This is a genomic window from Rhizobium sp. GCM10022189 (assembly GCF_042656325.1).
Classification (GTDB): domain Bacteria; phylum Pseudomonadota; class Alphaproteobacteria; order Rhizobiales; family Rhizobiaceae; genus Rhizobium.
On the sequence record NZ_JBHSOR010000058.1, the window covers coordinates 128,596 to 145,227 of the forward strand.

18 protein-coding genes are annotated in these 16,632 nt (G+C 60.8%); 9 read left to right on the plus strand and 9 right to left on the minus strand.

Annotated features, from left to right (window positions below):
• From rimM to ffh, 4 genes are all read right to left on the minus strand, one after another.
• On the minus strand, nt 1-570 hold the full coding sequence (gene rimM, locus ACFPWW_RS29590; protein WP_112564529.1) for a ribosome maturation factor RimM: 570 nt from the start codon (nt 568-570) through the stop codon (nt 1-3).
• A 125-nt stretch (nt 571-695) separates the two neighbouring features.
• A complete protein-coding gene (rpsP, locus tag ACFPWW_RS29595) occupies nt 696-1,064 on the minus strand; it encodes a 30S ribosomal protein S16 (RefSeq protein WP_112564486.1) in 369 nt (122 codons plus the stop codon).
• A gap of 48 nt (nt 1,065-1,112) precedes the next feature.
• Nucleotides 1,113-1,421: a chorismate mutase gene (locus tag ACFPWW_RS29600; RefSeq protein ID WP_112564488.1), complete on the minus strand. Its 309-nt coding sequence runs from the start codon at nt 1,419-1,421 to the stop codon at nt 1,113-1,115.
• A 16-nt stretch (nt 1,422-1,437) separates the two neighbouring features.
• Nucleotides 1,438-3,021 (minus strand): signal recognition particle protein, encoded by a 1,584-nt coding sequence (gene ffh, locus ACFPWW_RS29605; RefSeq protein WP_112564490.1) that lies wholly within the window; start codon nt 3,019-3,021, stop codon nt 1,438-1,440.
• A gap of 487 nt (nt 3,022-3,508) precedes the next feature.
• Between ffh and ACFPWW_RS29610 the strand changes: the two genes are divergently transcribed.
• The 6 genes from ACFPWW_RS29610 to ACFPWW_RS29635 all read left to right on the plus strand — a co-directional run bounded on the left by ACFPWW_RS29610 (nt 3,509) and on the right by ACFPWW_RS29635 (nt 8,847).
• On the plus strand, nt 3,509-3,733 hold the full coding sequence (locus ACFPWW_RS29610) for a hypothetical protein (RefSeq protein ID WP_112702644.1): 225 nt from the start codon (nt 3,509-3,511) through the stop codon (nt 3,731-3,733).
• Between the two features lie 197 nt (nt 3,734-3,930).
• On the plus strand, nt 3,931-4,833 hold the full coding sequence (gene dapF / locus ACFPWW_RS29615; protein ID WP_112702643.1) for a diaminopimelate epimerase: 903 nt from the start codon (nt 3,931-3,933) through the stop codon (nt 4,831-4,833).
• Nucleotides 4,830-6,104 (plus strand): tRNA (N(6)-L-threonylcarbamoyladenosine(37)-C(2))-methylthiotransferase MtaB, encoded by a 1,275-nt coding sequence (gene mtaB, locus ACFPWW_RS29620; RefSeq protein ID WP_113413247.1) that lies wholly within the window; start codon nt 4,830-4,832, stop codon nt 6,102-6,104. The genes dapF and mtaB overlap by 4 nt, the downstream gene beginning before the upstream one ends.
• Nucleotides 6,105-6,119: 15 nt before the next feature.
• Nucleotides 6,120-7,559: a signal recognition particle-docking protein FtsY gene (ftsY, locus tag ACFPWW_RS29625; RefSeq protein WP_377314764.1), complete on the plus strand. Its 1,440-nt coding sequence runs from the start codon at nt 6,120-6,122 to the stop codon at nt 7,557-7,559.
• A gap of 59 nt (nt 7,560-7,618) precedes the next feature.
• On the plus strand, nt 7,619-8,263 hold the full coding sequence (locus ACFPWW_RS29630) for a septation protein A (RefSeq protein ID WP_112564502.1): 645 nt from the start codon (nt 7,619-7,621) through the stop codon (nt 8,261-8,263).
• Nucleotides 8,260-8,847 carry a DUF2585 domain-containing protein gene (locus tag ACFPWW_RS29635; RefSeq protein WP_112757062.1) on the plus strand — a complete coding sequence of 196 codons (588 nt, stop codon included), beginning with the start codon at nt 8,260-8,262 and terminating at the stop codon, nt 8,845-8,847. The genes ACFPWW_RS29630 and ACFPWW_RS29635 overlap by 4 nt, the downstream gene beginning before the upstream one ends.
• A 60-nt stretch (nt 8,848-8,907) precedes the next feature.
• Here ACFPWW_RS29635 and ACFPWW_RS29640 read toward each other — a convergent pair whose 3' ends face one another.
• The 5 genes from ACFPWW_RS29640 to ccmA are packed head-to-tail and all read right to left on the minus strand — an operon-like array spanning nt 8,908 to nt 11,796.
• A complete protein-coding gene (locus ACFPWW_RS29640; RefSeq protein WP_377314766.1) occupies nt 8,908-9,516 on the minus strand; it encodes a DsbE family thiol:disulfide interchange protein in 609 nt (202 codons plus the stop codon).
• Nucleotides 9,513-9,683, minus strand: coding sequence for a heme exporter protein CcmD (gene ccmD / locus ACFPWW_RS29645; protein ID WP_113413250.1), 171 nt, complete (start codon nt 9,681-9,683; stop codon nt 9,513-9,515). Before ccmD ends, ACFPWW_RS29640 begins: the two co-directional genes overlap by 4 nt.
• 2 nt (nt 9,684-9,685) lie before the next feature.
• Nucleotides 9,686-10,447: a heme ABC transporter permease gene (locus ACFPWW_RS29650; protein WP_112564510.1), complete on the minus strand. Its 762-nt coding sequence runs from the start codon at nt 10,445-10,447 to the stop codon at nt 9,686-9,688.
• Nucleotides 10,448-10,495: 48 nt separating this feature from the next.
• The gene (gene ccmB, locus ACFPWW_RS29655; protein ID WP_112564512.1) at nt 10,496-11,155 is read right to left on the minus strand and encodes a heme exporter protein CcmB; all 660 of its coding nucleotides are present in this window, start codon (nt 11,153-11,155) and stop codon (nt 10,496-10,498) included.
• On the minus strand, nt 11,152-11,796 hold the full coding sequence (gene ccmA / locus ACFPWW_RS29660) for a heme ABC exporter ATP-binding protein CcmA (RefSeq protein ID WP_377314769.1): 645 nt from the start codon (nt 11,794-11,796) through the stop codon (nt 11,152-11,154). The genes ccmB and ccmA overlap by 4 nt, the downstream gene beginning before the upstream one ends.
• A 261-nt stretch (nt 11,797-12,057) precedes the next feature.
• Here ccmA and acnA point away from each other — a divergent pair, with 261 nt between their 5' ends.
• The 3 genes from acnA to ACFPWW_RS29675 all read left to right on the plus strand — a co-directional run bounded on the left by acnA (nt 12,058) and on the right by ACFPWW_RS29675 (nt 16,399).
• Nucleotides 12,058-14,748 (plus strand): aconitate hydratase AcnA, encoded by a 2,691-nt coding sequence (gene acnA / locus ACFPWW_RS29665; RefSeq protein ID WP_377314771.1) that lies wholly within the window; start codon nt 12,058-12,060, stop codon nt 14,746-14,748.
• Nucleotides 14,749-14,983: 235 nt separating this feature from the next.
• Entirely contained in the window at nt 14,984-15,724 is a 741-nt protein-coding gene (locus ACFPWW_RS29670; protein ID WP_113413252.1) for a DUF1223 domain-containing protein, read from the plus strand.
• A gap of 273 nt (nt 15,725-15,997) precedes the next feature.
• The gene (locus ACFPWW_RS29675; RefSeq protein ID WP_112564518.1) at nt 15,998-16,399 is read left to right on the plus strand and encodes a DUF2794 domain-containing protein; all 402 of its coding nucleotides are present in this window, start codon (nt 15,998-16,000) and stop codon (nt 16,397-16,399) included.
• Nucleotides 16,400-16,632 lie beyond the last annotated feature (233 nt).

The following is a 16,632-nucleotide window of genomic DNA, read 5'->3' on the forward strand; positions in this document are numbered from 1 at the left end:
CTACTTCTTTTTCTTCGGCTTGCCCGGCGTCAGGCCCTTGAGATCATCGGGATCGTCGATCAGGCCGGCGGCGAGCGGATCGATCAGCAGCTTGCCCGCCTCAAGGTCGATTTCCAGCACGGAGGTTTCCGAGAAGGGAATAAGGACCGGCCGCTTGCCCGGGCCTTTGAGCTCCAGCAGGTCGCCGGCGCCAAAATCGAAGACGCCGGTGACGGTGCCGTAGCTCACGCCCTGGTCGTCATAGGCTTCAAGCCCCTCAAGGTCGGCATAGAAGAACTCGTCGTCCTCAAGTTCCTCATCCGGCAGGTTGTCGCGCTCGATATAAAGTTCCAGGCCGTTCAGCGCCTCGGCGGCGTTGCGGTCGTTGATGCCGCGGAAGCGGACCACAACCATGTTCTTCATTTCGCGCAGCTCGAGAATTTCGAAAGCGCGTCCATCCATGCTGTGCAGGTGGCCATAGTCGCCGAGCGCGGTCGGATCGGCCGTGTAGGCCTTCACACGCACCTCGCCGCGAATGCCCTGCGCGCCGCCGATGGTCGCCATCAGCACGGGGTTTTCAAGCTTGGTCATGGGTTCCTTCATTCGAACGCAGGCAGAAGCCGAGATCACGCTTCTCATAAACGAAGTGCAGGAGAATGGAAACGAAAACGGGCGGCATGTCGCCATGCCGCCCGCTCAGATGAAGTCGAAACCGATTATTCGGCGGAAGCAGCAGCTTCAGCGGCGTCGGCAGCCTTCTGGGCCTTCTCGGCAGCGCGTTCCTGAGCCTTCTTGCCCGGCTTTGCCTTTTCCGGGTTGTTGCGGGCTTCGCGCTTGGAGATGCCGGCTTCGTCGAGGAAGCGCAGGACACGGTCGGTCGGCAGGGCGCCCTTGTCGAGCCAGTGCTTGATGCGCTCGCCGTTCAGCTGAACGCGCTTCTCGTCGTCCTTGGCGAGCATCGGGTTCCAGGAACCGAGGTTCTCGAGGAAGCGGCCGTCGCGCGGGCTGCGGGCATCGGCGAGAACGACGTGGTAGTACGGGCGCTTCTTGGAACCACCGCGTGCGAGACGAATTTTCAGTGCCATTTTCTTACTCCTTAGGCTTTTCTTGACCGCTCCGTGGGGCGGTATCGTTCATTGTGCTGCGGCGTGGTCCGCAGCGATCTGCTCATGATGCCGGATGACTTCCTTGATGATGAAGTTCAGGAACTTCTCGGCGAAATCCGGGTCCAGATGCGCGTCTTCGGCAAGCTGACGAAGGCGGGCGATCTGGTATTCCTCGCGCGCCGGATCGGCCGGCGGCAGATTGTATTTTGCCTTCAGTACGCCGACCTCCTTGGTGCAGCGGAAACGTTCGGCAAGAACATGCACAAGGGCCGCATCGATATTGTCGATCGACTGGCGATACTTGGCGAGCTGGGCTTTGACGTCTGGATCAATCATGGGGCAGGCGATCCTTTCACTTCTTCTTGGGCAATCCGGGCAGACCCGGGAAACCACCACCAAGGCCCGGCAGCTTTGCGCCGCCAAGACCGGGCAATCCGCCCGGCAGGCCTCCGCCTAGACCGGGCAAACCCCCACCCGGCTTTCCGAGACCCGCGGCTTCGGCCTGCTTCTGCAGGGCTTCCAGCTGCTTCGGGTCGATATTGGAGAGATCGGGCATGCCGCCCATGCCGCCGAGGCCCCCCAGCCCCATCTTGCCGGCAAGGCCGCCCATCATCTGCTTCATCAGGCCGCCTTTGCCCTTGCCGCCCATCATCTTCATCATGTCCGCCATCTGGCGGTGCATCTTGAGAAGCTTGTTGATGTCGGCGGCATCGGTGCCGGAGCCGGCGGCAATGCGCTTCTTGCGCGAATGCTTGAGAAGGTCGGGATTGGAGCGCTCGGCCTTGGTCATCGAGGAGATGATGGCGAGCTGGCGCTTGAACAAGCGGTCGTCGAGGCCGGCGGCAGCCATCTTGTCCTTCATGCCGGCCATGCCGGGCATCAGGCCCATGATGCCACCCATGCCGCCCATCTTCTGCATCTGCTTCAGCTGGTCGGCGAGGTCGTTCAGGTCGAACTTGCCCTTGGCCATCTTGGCGGCCATGGCGGCCGCCTTTTCGGCGTCGATATTTTCGGCGGCCTTTTCGACGAGCGAAACGATGTCGCCCATGCCAAGGATGCGGTCGGCGATGCGGCGGGGATGGAATTCTTCCAGCTCGCCCATGCGTTCGCCGACACCGATCAGTTTGATCGGCTTGCCGGTCACGGCGCGCATGGAGAGAGCAGCACCGCCGCGGCCGTCGCCGTCCATACGGGTCAGCACGAGGCCGGTAATGCCGACGCGCTCATCGAAATTACGGGCGAGGTTGACGGCGTCCTGACCGGTCAGGCTGTCGGCAACCAGCAGGATTTCGTGCGGGTTCGACTTCTTCTTGATGTCGGCCATTTCGACCATCAAGGGCTCGTCGATGTGGGTGCGGCCGGCGGTGTCGAGGATGACCACGTCATGGCCGCCGAGCTTGGCAGCCTGAACGGCGCGGGCGGCGATGTCGGTCGGCGACTGGCCGGCAATGATCGGCAGCGTGTCGATATTGGCCTGGGCGCCGAGCTGGCGAAGCTGCTCCTGTGCGGCCGGACGGCGCGTGTCGAGCGATGCCATCAGCACCTTCTTCTTCTCGCGCGTCGTCAGCCGGTTGGCGATCTTTGCCGTCGTCGTCGTCTTACCGGAACCCTGCAGGCCGACCATCATGATGACGACGGGGGCGGCGGCGCGCAGGTCGACGCCGACGCCTTCGCCGCCGAGCATCTCGATCAGCTCGTCATGGACGATCTTGACGACCATCTGGCCGGGCTTGATCGACTTCAGGATCTCGGCGCCGACGGCCTTTTCGCGGACGCGATCGGTGAAGGAGCGAACGACCTCAAGCGAAACGTCGGCTTCCAGAAGCGCGCGGCGAACCTCCCGCAGCGCCGCGGAAACATCACTTTCCGAAAGCGCGCCACGGCCTGTCAGTCCATTCAGGATGGAACCAAGACGGTCCTGGAGGTTCTCAAACATCGGCTCTTCCTTGATAACGTTTCGGGGAATCTTGGGATGTCCGAAACGTCGTGCTTTTCCTTGACGAAAACAAGACGCAAAGCCAAAAAGCACCCGAGGGCGCAACGCGCTGTCGGGTGTTGACCTCCGGAATCGATGTCCCGGTCGGCGGCTCGGAGTCTGTTACTCGTCGCAGATTGGGCGCGATAAACAGGAAAGCAGCAGGAAAGTCAAGGCGAATACGCTTGACAGCGCCGTCGTGCACTTTTCGAAGGTTGCGGAACTGCAGGCCATGTCGATATGCGGCCGGTGACGGCAGTGCTAGTACATATTTATATATACTAACATTAAAGTTTTAAAACGTCCGGTATTCCGAGTTTTAAAGATGAATATTTCGATCGGCGTGTCAAATTTCCTGAAAAGTCCAGTTGCAAAATATTCCGCTTCTGATTCTACTTCATACTTAAGTACATCCTGTAAAATGATTCGTGAATATCCTTGATGCCGAATGAATCGGCGGAGATATCAAATGTTAAACCCGGATATCGAAAGCTGGGCGCTGGCGCGCGCGCACGCTATCGTACTGAATGAAGGCCTGAACCTGGCGAAGGCGGCGCAGGATCTGGATCGCAAACGATCCCGTCTGCTGGTCTACGAGTTGCGAAAGGTGATCACCGCCGCTATCGTCGAAGCCCATGCGGCGTCTCTCGGTCCCGAGGGCAGTCTGCGATAAATCCACATAGATCCGATGCGAAGCGCGTGAGGGGATGCTCGACAGTATCCGCATGTCGATAGTTCCGCATGGCGCAGCCATGCATTCCCCCGCTTTTGCCGGGCATGGCTTCGTCGGCAGAAGGGCAGAAGGTTCTCCCACTGGTAATCCGCGGGCATTTCCGCCATATACAGCCGGAATGCAGCAGGAACAGTCAGATGAGCAACACGGTCGAATTCGCGAAGATGAACGGGCTTGGCAACAAGATCCTGGTTGTCGATATGCGCGGTCGGACCGACAAGGTGACGCCGCAGGCCGCGATCGCGCTTAACGCGGATGGCGAGACGCAGTTCGATCAGATCATGGCAATCCATGATCCGAAGGCCCACGGCACCGACGCCTATATCGATATCCTGAACTGCGACGGCTCCAGGGCGCAGTCCTGTGGCAACGGTACGCGTTGCGTCGTGCAGGCTCTGGCCGCCGAGACCGGCAGGAAAGCTTTTACCTTCCAGACGGTCGCCGGCATCCTGAACGCGGTCGAGCATGAGGACGGTACGATCTCCGTCGACATGGGCAGGCCGGTTTTTGAATGGAACCGTATTCCGCTTGCCGAGGAGTTTCACGACACAAGCCGCATCGAGCTGCAGATCGGGCCGATTGACAATCCGGTGCTGCATTCTCCTTCGGCCATGTCCATGGGCAACCCGCATGCGATCTTCTGGGTCGACCGCGATCCGATGAGCTTCGATCTCGAACGCTTTGGTCCGCTGCTGGAAAACCACCCGATCTTCCCGGAAAAGGCCAATATCACGCTGGCGCAGGTCATCTCGAATTCAGCTTTGCGCACGCGCACGTGGGAGCGTGGTGCGGGCCTGACGCTCGCCTGCGGATCGGCTGCCTGCGCTTCTGCCGTCAGTGCCGCCCGCACCGGCCGTACCGGCCGCAAGGTGACAATCGATGTCGCGTCCAGCCCGGTCCGCCAGCCCTTGACCATCGAGTGGCGCGAGGACGACCATGTGGTCATGACCGGTCCGGCAGAATGGGAATGGTCCGGCAGCGTCAACCCTTCTACCGGCGCCTGGTCGCGCGATTCCGCACCTGGAGCGGAAGCGCGGTGAGCGGCGTCGAGGTCATCACCTTCGGCTGCCGTCTCAATACCTATGAATCCGAAGTCATGAGATCGCAGGCGGAAGCGGCCGGGCTCAACAATGCCATTCTGGTCAATACCTGCGCCGTCACCGGCGAGGCCGTGCGCCAGGCCCGCCAGGCGATCCGCCGCGCGCGGCGCGACAATCCGCATGCCCGCATCATCGTCACCGGCTGTGCCGCCCAGACCGAAAAGGAAACCTTTGCCGAGATGGCCGAGGTTGACGCCGTGCTCGGCAACGAAGAGAAACTGAAGGCTGCCTCCTATCGCGCGCTTCCGGATTTCGGCGTTTCGGCGGAAGAGAAGCTGCGCGTCAACGATATCATGAGCGTGCGCCATACCGCGCCGCAAATGGTCAGGCATATCGACGGCCACGTGCGGGCCTTTATCCAGGTGCAGAACGGATGCGACCATCGCTGCACCTTCTGCATCATTCCCTACGGCCGCGGCAATTCGCGTTCCGTGCCGATGGGTGCTGTGGTCGATCAGGCGCGCAATCTCGTCGAAAGCGGCTATCGCGAAATCGTGCTGACCGGCGTCGATGCCACGAGTTACGGCGCAGACCTTCCCGGCGAGCCGACGCTTGGGCTGCTCGCAAAGACATTGCTCAAGCAGGTGCCGGATATCCGCCGGCTGCGGCTGTCTTCCATCGACAGTATCGAGGCCGATCGCCATCTCATGGACCTCATCGCTGACGAGCCGCGTTTCATGCCGCATCTGCATCTGTCGCTGCAGCACGGCGACGATATGATCCTGAAGCGCATGAAACGCCGTCACCTGCGGGCGGATGCGTTGCGCTTCATCGAGGACGTGCGCCGGTTGCGGCCGCAGATCAGCTTCGGCGCGGACATGATTGCCGGCTTCCCGACGGAGACCGAGGACATGTTTGCGAATGCGGTACGGCTGGCGGAAGAGGCCGACATCGCGCACCTGCACGTCTTTCCCTACAGCCCTCGGTCCGGCACGCCTGCCGCACGCATGCCGCAACTCGACCGGTCCCTGATCAAGGACCGTGCCGCGCGCCTGCGCGCCACTGGACAGATGCTGCACCGGCGCCATCTGGACAAGATGGTCGGAACGCGGCAATGGCTGCTGGTAGAAAACAACGGTCTTGCCCATACGGAAAATTTCACGCTTGTCGCCACCCCCGGTCTTCGTCCGCGCGAGATTGTCGAAGCGACGATATCAGGCCACAACGGCAAGCATCTCGACATGCAATTGACGGCTGCCGCGGCGGCCTGACTTCACGGACAGCTCATGGCGCTCAGTTTCATCAAAAAGGTGTTCACCTTCGGCAAGCCGGCGGAAGAGCCTGTGCCGGAAGCCGTGGAAAGGGAACTGGAGCCGCGCTCGCGCGACGAAGACCTGCCGGTTGCCGGCGATCCTGTCCTTGCCGAGGAGATGGATACGGCCGGCGGACCTGCGGCGGATATCCAGCGGGATGGTGCGGCTGAGGCGGAGCCTGTCGATCCCGAGCCCGTGGAGGTTGAGCCGGAATTGCTCCCGGCCCCCGATGAACTGGGTGACATGGGCGTGGTGCCATTGTCGCTGCTGGAAGCCGAGGCCGAGGCCGAGGGAAGCCAGACTATCCCTGTTGCCGCCAGTGACGACGAAGCAGCTGCGGAGACAGCCGAAACGCCGCTTGAGGAAATTCCGCCTGCAACTTCGGCCGAGGTGGAAGACGATGTTTCGGAGTCCGCTGCCGAGCCCGTTCTTCCCAAAGGCTTCGCCACCGGACCTGTCGTGGAAGCCGAACCCGTGGTCGTGCCGCCGCCGAGACTTTCCTGGTTCCAGCGGCTGCGCAACGGGCTGGCGCGCACCTCTTCCCAGCTTACGGGCCAGATCACCGCGCTCTTTACCAAGCGCAAGCTCGATGACGATACGCTGCAGGATCTCGAAGATCTGCTGATCCAGGCCGATCTCGGCGTCGAGACGGCGATGCGCGTTACCGACACGCTCGCGTCCGAGCGCTACGGAAAGGATGTTACCGGCGAAGACGTCAGTCGCATCATGGCGGGCGAAATCGCCAAGGTTCTGAAACCCGTCGCCAAGCCTTTGCAGCTCGATCTCTCGCACAAGCCGCATGTCATCCTCGTTGTCGGCGTCAATGGTACCGGCAAGACGACCACGATCGGCAAGCTGGCGGCGAAACTTTCCGGCTCCGGTCTCAAGGTGATGCTGGCGGCGGGCGATACATTCCGCGCGGCGGCCATCGAGCAGCTGAAGATCTGGGCCGAGCGCACCAGGTCCGAATTTATCGGCACCAAGCTCGGTGCGGATGCGGCGGGCCTTGCCTACGATGCGTTCGAGCAGGCGAAAGCCAAAAAATGCGACGTGCTGATCATCGACACGGCCGGCCGCCTGCAGAACAAGGCAGAGCTGATGGCCGAACTCGAGAAGATCGTGCGTGTGCTCGGCAAGCTCGACCCGGATGCGCCGCACACCGTCCTCCAGACACTCGATGCGACAACCGGGCAGAACGCACTCAATCAGGTGGAAATCTTCCGCAATGTTGCCGGTGTCAGCGGGCTCGTCATGACCAAGCTTGACGGCACTGCGCGCGGCGGCATCCTGGTGGCGATATCCGCCAAGCACAAGCTGCCGGTTTATTTCATCGGCGTCGGAGAAGGGGTCGACGATCTCGAACCGTTCGAGGCCGAGGATTTTGCGCAGGCTATTGCCGGCATCAGCCAGTGATGCCACAGATTAGCCGTTGATGGCTTGCATGCATTGCAAAAAAGCAGGTTTGAAAAAGCATGACGACTGAAAGCGATATTACTCCCAGCGCCGCAGACCGGCATCATCCGCTTTTGAAACTGGCGCTGGAGCTGGGGCCGCTTCTGGTCTTCTTCTTTGCCAATCTGCGTGGCGAATGGCTGGTTGCGCGCTTTCCGGCATTGGCCGAACTCGGCGGCCCGCTCTTCGTGGCGACCGGGCTATTCATGGCTGCGACCATCGTCTCGCTCCTGGTCTCCAAGATCGTGCTTGGGCATTTGCCGATCATGCCTTTTGTTTCCGGCATCGTCGTATTGATCTTCGGTTCGTTGTCGATCTGGCTCCAGAACGAGACCTTCATCAAGATGAAGCCGACGATCGTCAATGCGCTCTTCGGCTTCGCGCTGCTCGGAGGCCTTGCCTTCGGCAAATCGCTGCTCGGCTATGTCTTCAACGCCGCCTTCCAGCTTGATGCCGAAGGCTGGCGCAAGCTGACGATCCGCTGGGGCATCTTCTTCCTGTTCCTCGCGGTGCTGAACGAAGTCGTCTGGCGCAATTTCTCGGACAATTTCTGGATCGCCTTCAAGGTCTGGGGCACGATGCCGATCACCATCATCTTCACAATGGCGCAGATGCCGCTGGTGCTGAAGCACAGCATTCCCACCGAGGCTGAAAGCGAGAAGTGACAGTCATCGACGACGCAGACCGGTCACGGCATCGGATTTTCTGGTTTTCCGCCTGCTTCGCAGTGCTGATCGTCCAGATCGTTTTCGAATATTGGATGGGCCGGGTGCCGATCTGCACGTGCGGTTATGTCAAGCTCTGGGAAGGCACGGTCAATTCCAGCGGCAATTCCCAGCATCTGTCCGACTGGTACACGCCGTCCCACATCATCCACGGCTTCCTGTTTTACGGGCTCACGCATCTTCTGCTTCGCGGCAAGCCGATTGCGGCGCGCTTGCTTCTGGCCGTGCTGATCGAGTCCGGCTGGGAGCTTCTGGAAAATTCGCCTGTGATTATCGACCGCTACCGCACGGCGACGATCTCGCTCGACTATTACGGCGACAGCATCATCAATTCAGCCATGGATACGATCTTCATGGCCGTCGGTTTCTTTTTCGCCTGGCGCGCGCCGGTGGCGCTGACGGTGGCGATCGCGATCTTCTTCGAAATTTTCACGGGCTATATGATCCGGGACAATCTGACGCTCAACGTGCTGATGCTGATCTGGCCGGTCGAGGCGATCAAGGTCTGGCAGGGCGGCGCCTAAAGCAATTCCGGCAAAAGTGTTCGGCGATTTACGTCCGGAACTGCGTGAATCCGGATAAAATCAAGAGACCGGCTTGCCCAATACCTTTTCCATTGCCGGGAAGAGGCCTTCCTTCAGGCTGATATCGTCGAAGGGGCCGACACGCTTGTAGATGATCGTGCCGTCGGGGGCGACGAGATAGCTTTCGGGAATACCGTAGACGCCCCAGTCGATCGCCGCCTTGCCGTTGGGGTCGACGCCGATCGCGTGATAGGGATTGCCGAGTTCGCCAAGGAAGCGCAGCGCGTTCTCGCTTTTGTCCTTGTAGTTGATCGCGACGATGTTCAGCCGTCCGTCTTGCGCCAGCTGCTTGAGAACGGGATGTTCGTCGCGGCAGGGGATGCACCATGAGGCGAAGACATTGACGAGCGTGAGCTTGCCCTTGACGGTCTCATCCGTCAGTGCCGGCAGGTTGGAGCCTTCGAGCGCCGGCAGGTTCAGCGACGGCGCTTTCGTGCCGATCAATGCAGAGGGGATTTCGGCGATGTTCTTGCCGTGGAAATCCTGGTCGTAAAGCATCTTGGCCGCCGTTGCGGCAATGCCGCCGAAGACGACAAGCGGAATCAGCGCGGCAATGTAACGGCTGGGGCCGCGGCTCTTCGGCTGATTTTCTTGCGGAGCGTCAGTCATTCGCTATCCTTGGGTCGGGCGGAACGGCGGCGAATACCGGCCGCCTCGAGCGCTGCCAGTTCCTTCCGGCGGGCACGTCCGTCAGCCCAGGTCCAGAGCGTCACCGCAATGGTGACGATGGCGGCGAAACCGTAGGAGCCGTAGACGTAGAAAGCGTAGGAACCCATCCCTAGTCCTCGCGGCTTGCCATGCGGGCGGCCATCCGGCGCTGGGAAGCGATGCGGCGGCGCCAGATCTCGTTTCTCATTGCCATCAGATGCAGCGTGAAGAAGAGCAGGGTGAAGGCAATCGCCATGACCAGCAGCGGGCGCAGGAATTCCGGATCAATCGCCGGACCGCCGAGGCGCAGCACGCTCGCCGATTGATGCAGCGTGTTCCACCAGTCGACCGAAAACTTGATGATCGGAATGTTGACGAAGCCGACCAGGATGAGGACGGCGGTCACGCGTGCCGCCTTGGAGGGCTCGTCCATGGCGCGGTTCAGCGCGATCAGTCCGAGATACATCAGGAAGAGAATGAAGACGGAGGTCAGGCGTGCATCCCAGACCCACCAGGTGCCCCACATGGGTTTGCCCCAGAGCGAGCCGGTGACGAGCGCAAGCAGGGTGAAGGCGGCGCCGAGCGGGGCTGCGGCCTTGGCCGACACATCTGCCAGCGGATGGCGCCAGACAAGCGTGCCGATCGCCGAAATGCTCATGATCGTGTAGCACATCATGGAGAGCCAGGCGGAGGGCACGTGCACATACATGATGCGCACCGTTTCACCCTGCTGGTAATCTCCTTCCGTCGAGAAGCTCAGATAGAGCCCGACGATAAAACAGAGGGCCGTGATGCCCGCGAGCCAGGGAATGACGCGCGATGCCAGCGCCAGGAACCGCGTCGGGTTGGCGAGATCACTGAATTTGCTGATGGCAAGGCTCGTTTCGCTCATACCCGCTTCCTTACCTTGATCCGCCGGAGGCCGCAATCGAAGCGCCAATCAATCCGCCGTGTTTCTCAGGGCCAGCGCCGCAGCCGCCGGGCCGATGACGGCGAAGAACAGGGTCAGGGCAATGAGGATCAGAAACGGGGGCAGGAAGGGCGACGGTCCGACGACCGCCGCATAGGTGGCGCTGACGCCGAAGATCAGAACCGGGATCGTCAGCGGCAGGATCAGGACGGAGACAAGCAGGCCGCCGCGCGGCAGCGCGACGGCAACGGCCGCGCCGACCGCGCCAATGAAGGTAATCGCCGGCGAGCCGACCAGAAGTGTGAGCATGGTGGCGCCGATCGCCGTCTCGTTCATGTTCATGAAAAGGCCGAGCAAGGGGGAAGCGACGACGAGCGGCAGGCTGGTCGCCGTCCAATGCGCGGCGCATTTGACAAGCACGGTCAGCACCAGCGGCGTCTCCTGCATGAGCATCAGGTCGAGCGAACCGTCGTCGCGCTCGGCCTGGAACAGGCGGTCGAGCCCGAGAAGGGCGGCAAGCAGCGCCCCGATCCAGACGATCGCAGGTCCGATGCGCGAAAGAAGCGCAAGATCGGGGCCAACGCCGAAGGGAATGACGGCGACGACCGTCAGAAAGAAGAGGATGCCGATCAGTGCACCGCCGCCGGCGCGGATGGAAAGCCTGAGGTCGCGAAGGAAGAGGGCGGTCATCCCCAGACTCCATGCTCGACGCCGGCAAAACCGGTCATGCGCAATTCTCCGGCGTTTTCGAGCCCGAGCGGCTGATGCGTCGCGGCAATCACAATGCCGCCATCCCTGCGATGCCCTTCGATCAGGCTCGCAAACAGGCGGTCGGCGCTGGCATCGAGTGCCGCTGTCGGTTCGTCCAGGATCCAGACCGGGCGATGTGCGACCAGAAGCTTGGCGAAGGCAAAGCGGCGCTGCTGACCGGCGGAGAGATAGCCGAAGGGCAGGTGAGTGATGCCGGGCAGGCCGACGGCGGCCGCAGCCTCTTCGGTGCTCAGGCCGGAGGTCTTGTCGGAGCCAAGGAAGGATCGCCAGAATTCCAGATTCTCTGCAACCGTAAGTTCATTCTTCATTGCGTTGCGATGACCAAGGTAGTGGCTCGCTTCGGCTGCCGGACGGCTTTCGGCATTCCCCGAATCAGAGAATGTGACGGAGCCCTTTTCGGGCCTCAAAAGGCCCGCCACTACGCGCAGCAAAGTGGACTTTCCCGATCCGTTTTTACCCGTCAGGATCAGTGCCTCGCCGGCCTGCAAGCTAAAGGAAACGTTAACGAAAATCAGATCTTCCCCGCGCCGGGCAGCCAGATTCTCAGCGGTAAGATGCATGCATCGGCTCTTTCTTCATTGGCGCTTTCGGCGGGATCAAAAAATGTCCAATTTTGACCTTTGGTGCTATGGCAAGTCTTTACGAAATTATCTATAAGACCTGCAACCACGCCAGCGGTCGGCGTGAATTTCATCCTTGCGCCGAACTTGGGGTCTTCTCCTCACGTGCGGACAGCGGAAATGGCCGTACCCGCATCCTGATGTGCATTAAGTGCATAGGCGTTCGCACGACTGTGTTGGCTATCAGAAACGGGGTCTCTCGTGTCTAAATCTCTTGACAGTTTCAATTGTCGGTCCACGCTTTCCGTTGGTGGAAAGGACTATGTCTACTACAGCCTGCCGAAGGCTGAGGCAAACGGCCTGCCCGGCGTGTCGAAGCTCCCCTATTCGATGAAGGTGCTGCTGGAAAACCTGCTGCGCTTCGAAGACGGCCAGTCGGTCACCAAGGAGCACATCCTTGCCGTTGCCCAATGGCTTGATAACAAGGGCGCCGTCGAGAACGAGATCGCCTATCGCCCGGCCCGCGTGCTGATGCAGGACTTCACCGGCGTTCCCGCCGTCGTCGACCTTGCCGCAATGCGCGACGCAATGGTTTCCCTCGGCGGCGATCCGGAGAAGATCAACCCGCTCGTCCCGGTCGACCTCGTCATCGACCACTCGGTCATCGTCGACGAATTCGGCACGCCGCAGGCTTTCGCCAAGAACGTTGAGCTGGAATATCAGCGCAACGGCGAGCGCTACCGCTTCCTGAAGTGGGGCCAGCAGGCATTCAAGAACTTCCGCGTCGTTCCTCCGGGCACTGGCATCTGTCACCAGGTCAATCTCGAATATCTCGGCCAGACCGTCTGGACGAAGGAGGAGGACGGCGAGACGATCGCTTATCCGGATACGTGCGTCGGTACGGATTCGCACACGACGATGATCAACGGCCTCGGCGTTCTCGGCTGGGGTGTCGGCGGTATCGAAGCGGAAGCCGCCATGCTCGGCCAGCCGGTCTCGATGCTCCTGCCCGAAGTCATCGGCTTCAAGCTGACCGGCAAGCTCAAGGAAGGCGTCACCGCGACCGACCTCGTTCTGACCGTCGTGCAGATGCTGCGCAAGAAGGGCGTCGTTTCCAAGTTCGTCGAATTCTTCGGCCCGGGCATGGACAACATGCCGCTCGCCGACCGTGCGACGATCGGCAACATGGGTCCGGAATACGGCGCGACCTGCGGCTTTTTCCCGGTCGACGGCGAAACCATCAACTACCTCACCATGTCCGGCCGCACGCATGACCGGATCGCGCTCGTCGAAGCCTATTCGAAGGCCCAGGGCATGTGGCGCGAAGGTGACGGTTCCGACCTCGTCTTCACCGACACGCTGGAACTCGACCTCGGCGACGTCGTGCCGTCGATGGCCGGCCCGAAGCGTCCGGAAGGCCGCATCGCGCTGGAAAACATCGCTTCCGGCTTTGCCGGCTCGATGGACGCCGACTACAAGAAGCCCGGCCAGCTCAACAACCGCTATGCGGTCGAAGGCACGGATTTCGATCTCGGCCATGGTGACGTGGCGATCGCCGCTATCACCTCCTGCACCAACACGTCCAACCCGTCGGTGCTGATCGCTGCCGGCCTTCTCGCCCGCAACGCCGTTGCCAAGGGCCTGAAGACCAAGCCTTGGGTCAAGACCTCGCTTGCTCCGGGATCGCAGGTCGTCGGCGAATATCTCGCCAAGTCCGGCCTGCAGGCCGATCTCGACAAGCTCGGCTTCAACCTCGTCGGCTTCGGCTGCACGACCTGCATCGGCAATTCCGGCCCGCTGCCGGCGCCGATCTCGAAGACGATCAACGACAAGGGCCTGATCGTTTCCGGCGTGCTCTCGGGCAACCGCAACTTCGAGGGCCGTATCTCGCCGGACGTCCAGGCGAATTACCTGGCTTCGCCGCCGCTCGTCGTCGCCTACGCTCTTGCCGGCACGGTGCAGAAGGACCTGACGAAGGAACCGATCGGCGAGGACCAGAACGGCAACCCGGTCTACCTCAAGGACATCTGGCCGACCTCGCACGAAGTGCAGGACTTCATCCAGAAGTACGTCACCCGTGAACTCTACGAAACCAAGTATGCCGACGTCTTCAAGGGCGATGCGAACTGGCAGGCGGTCAATGTTCCGGCCGGCCAGACCTATGCCTGGGACGATCAGTCGACCTACGTCCAGAACCCGCCGTATTTCGTCGGCATGGGCAAGAAGGGTACCGGCACGTCCGACATCAAGGGCGCACGCGTCCTCGGCCTGTTCGGCGACAAGATCACCACCGACCACATTTCGCCGGCCGGTTCGATCAAGGCTGCTTCGCCGGCCGGCGCCTACCTGCTCGGCCACGACGTCGCCGTCGCCGATTTCAACCAGTACGGCACGCGCCGCGGCAACCATGAAGTGATGATGCGCGGCACCTTCGCCAATATCCGCATCCGCAACTTCATGCTCGGCGCGAACGGCAAGGAAGGTGGTTACACCATCCACTACCCGTCCAAGGAAGAGACCTCGATCTACGATGCGGCCATGCAGTACAAGGCCGAGGGCGTTCCGCTCGTCATCTTCGCGGGCGTGGAATATGGCAACGGCTCGTCGCGTGACTGGGCTGCAAAGGGCACGAACCTGCTCGGCGTCAAGGCCGTCATCGCCCAGAGCTTTGAGCGCATCCACCGCTCGAATCTGGTCGGCATGGGCGTCATCCCCTTCGTCTTCGAAGAGGGCACGACCTGGCAGAGCCTCAACCTGAAGGGCGACGAACTCGTGACCATCGAGGGCCTGGAAAACATCAAGCCGCGCGAAAAGAAGATCGCCAAGATCACCTATGCCGACGGCACGGTGAAGGAGGTTCCGCTGCTGTCGCGCGTCGATACGCTGGACGAGGTCATCTACCTCAACAATGGCGGCATCCTGCAGACGGTTCTGCGCGATCTCGCAGCCTGATTGTTAAGATACTTGCCTGATAATGACCGCCGGAGAGCAATTTCCGGCGGTTTTTCTTTGCGGAAAACGGGCTGTCCTGCTGCTCACGGGGATGTGTTTCGGCAGCAATCGGCCTGGGGCTTGGTCTCACCCGTTCGTGACTTTCCGTTTGGACCCGGAAGGATTATTCGTACGTTCATATCTCAGAGCCGGCAGTTCAGGACCACTGCCGACACTGAAAAAGAGGTGCTGGTGAATGTCCCCGCGTTTTATGATCCCGCTGATCGCCGGGCTTGCTTTTGCAACTCCGCTCCTGGCCGAAGACGGTGCGCCGAAAGGCGTCGTTGAGCTGTTTACGTCGCAGGGCTGCTCCTCCTGCCCGCCGGCCGATGCCGCCTTCCGTAAGCTCGTCAACCAGGGCAACGTCATCGCACTCGCCTATCATGTCGATTACTGGAACTATCTCGGCTGGGCCGATACGCTGAGCTCGAAGGAAAATACCGAGCGTCAATACGGTTATGCCCGCATGATGGGCCGCAGCAACGTCTATACGCCGCAGGCTATCGTCAATGGCCGCGACCATCTTGCCGGAGCCGACCTTGCCGGCATCAACGGCAAGATCAACGGTTACGCCGACGAGGGCAAAGGGCTGACCGTGCCTGTCAGCGCTCGCATGCGCGGCGACGAGCTGGAGATCAAGCTCGGTGCCGGCCAGGGCAAGGCCAATGTGGTCATCGTCTATTTCGACAAGGAAAAAACGATCGACGTCGAGAAGGGTGAAAACAGCGGCCAGAAGATTTCCTACCTCCACAGCGTGACCGACGTGGAGACTGTCGGCATGTGGGATGGAAAGGCGACGACGCTGACGCTGCCGGCCAGCGTGATGGAAAAACCGGATCTCGAAGGATCAGCGATTCTCTTGCAATCGTCCACGCCGGCGGGCGATCCGGGAGCGATCCTCGGCGCAACTGTCGTTATGGCAGGAAAAAACATCTAAGGATTTCATCCGCTTGCGGATGAAAGTCAGGCGGCCCGGCCAAGCGTATTCGGGGCTGGGGTTAAGGTCGATACGCTCCGCCGGGCCCTTTGGCGCGCTGGCGCCAAACTGGAACCTATAGTTCTCTTGGAAATGAGGCGCTGTTTTGACTGAAATGCGGCACTCAGGAGAAAGCCGGTTTCGTCCCCAGTGTGACAGTCCGTACCCTTGCAATTTGCCGCGGCTCGGGCAAACTGTCACTCTCCTGTCACACGCGGAGGTCGTGGGAGTCTGATGACAGATACGCCGGATTTGCGACGCGGCGAAAGCCGCTCCGTCGACCACAGCTCTTCAACCGTCGTTGATCTCAAGGAATACAGACAGAACAAGGATCCGATGCCGGTGACGTTTCACCGGCGGGAGCTCGACCAGATTCTGTGGATCTACGGACGCATGGTGGGCGAGGGCGAGTGGAAAGACTATGCCATCGACCATACCAAGGAAAAGGCGGTGTTTTCCGTCTTCAAGCGTTCCGGCGAAATGCCGCTCTTCCGCATCGAGAAAAATCCGAAGCTCGCCGCCAAGCAGGGCGCCTATTCCGTCGTGAACTTCAACGGCATGATCCTGAAGCGTGGCCACGAGCTTGAGCCAGTGCTGAAGGTTTTCGACAAGTCGCTGAAACTCGTCGATAAATAGCGATATTAGAGCATTTCCGCTTTTCTTCGAAACACGAAAATGCCCTATCTCTTTGTTTTCACACAATTCCGAACGCAAAACCGCTACACACTTTTGCTGGAATTGCTCTAGGATCGATCGACATTCAGGATTCCCAAATCAGTTGCTGAGTGATTCATAGGCTGCCGTGATGATCACGGAGACCTGTGGATGGCGGCGAAGCGGTATGAACTGAGCGACGGACAGTGGGAGAA

Bases quoted from the DNA above. Each gene is read 5' to 3' on its own strand.
- rimM (WP_112564529.1), bottom strand. From the start codon at position 570: ATGACCAAGCTTGAAAACCCCGTGCTGATGGCGACCATCGGCGGCGCG.
- rpsP (WP_112564486.1), bottom strand. From the start codon at position 1,064: ATGGCACTGAAAATTCGTCTCGCACGCGGTGGTTCCAAGAAGCGCCCG.
- ACFPWW_RS29600 (WP_112564488.1), bottom strand. From the start codon at position 1,421: ATGATTGATCCAGACGTCAAAGCCCAGCTCGCCAAGTATCGCCAGTCG.
- ffh (WP_112564490.1), bottom strand. From the start codon at position 3,021: ATGTTTGAGAACCTCCAGGACCGTCTTGGTTCCATCCTGAATGGACTG.
- ACFPWW_RS29610 (WP_112702644.1), top strand. From the start codon at position 3,509: ATGAATCGGCGGAGATATCAAATGTTAAACCCGGATATCGAAAGCTGG.
- dapF (WP_112702643.1), top strand. From the start codon at position 3,931: ATGAGCAACACGGTCGAATTCGCGAAGATGAACGGGCTTGGCAACAAG.
- ftsY (WP_377314764.1), top strand. From the start codon at position 6,120: ATGGCGCTCAGTTTCATCAAAAAGGTGTTCACCTTCGGCAAGCCGGCG.
- ACFPWW_RS29630 (WP_112564502.1), top strand. From the start codon at position 7,619: ATGACGACTGAAAGCGATATTACTCCCAGCGCCGCAGACCGGCATCAT.
- ACFPWW_RS29640 (WP_377314766.1), bottom strand. From the start codon at position 9,516: ATGACTGACGCTCCGCAAGAAAATCAGCCGAAGAGCCGCGGCCCCAGC.
- ccmD (WP_113413250.1), bottom strand. From the start codon at position 9,683: ATGGGTTCCTACGCTTTCTACGTCTACGGCTCCTACGGTTTCGCCGCC.
- ACFPWW_RS29650 (WP_112564510.1), bottom strand. From the start codon at position 10,447: ATGAGCGAAACGAGCCTTGCCATCAGCAAATTCAGTGATCTCGCCAAC.
- ccmB (WP_112564512.1), bottom strand. From the start codon at position 11,155: ATGACCGCCCTCTTCCTTCGCGACCTCAGGCTTTCCATCCGCGCCGGC.
- ccmA (WP_377314769.1), bottom strand. From the start codon at position 11,796: ATGCATCTTACCGCTGAGAATCTGGCTGCCCGGCGCGGGGAAGATCTG.
- ACFPWW_RS29670 (WP_113413252.1), top strand. From the start codon at position 14,984: ATGTCCCCGCGTTTTATGATCCCGCTGATCGCCGGGCTTGCTTTTGCA.
- ACFPWW_RS29675 (WP_112564518.1), top strand. From the start codon at position 15,998: ATGACAGATACGCCGGATTTGCGACGCGGCGAAAGCCGCTCCGTCGAC.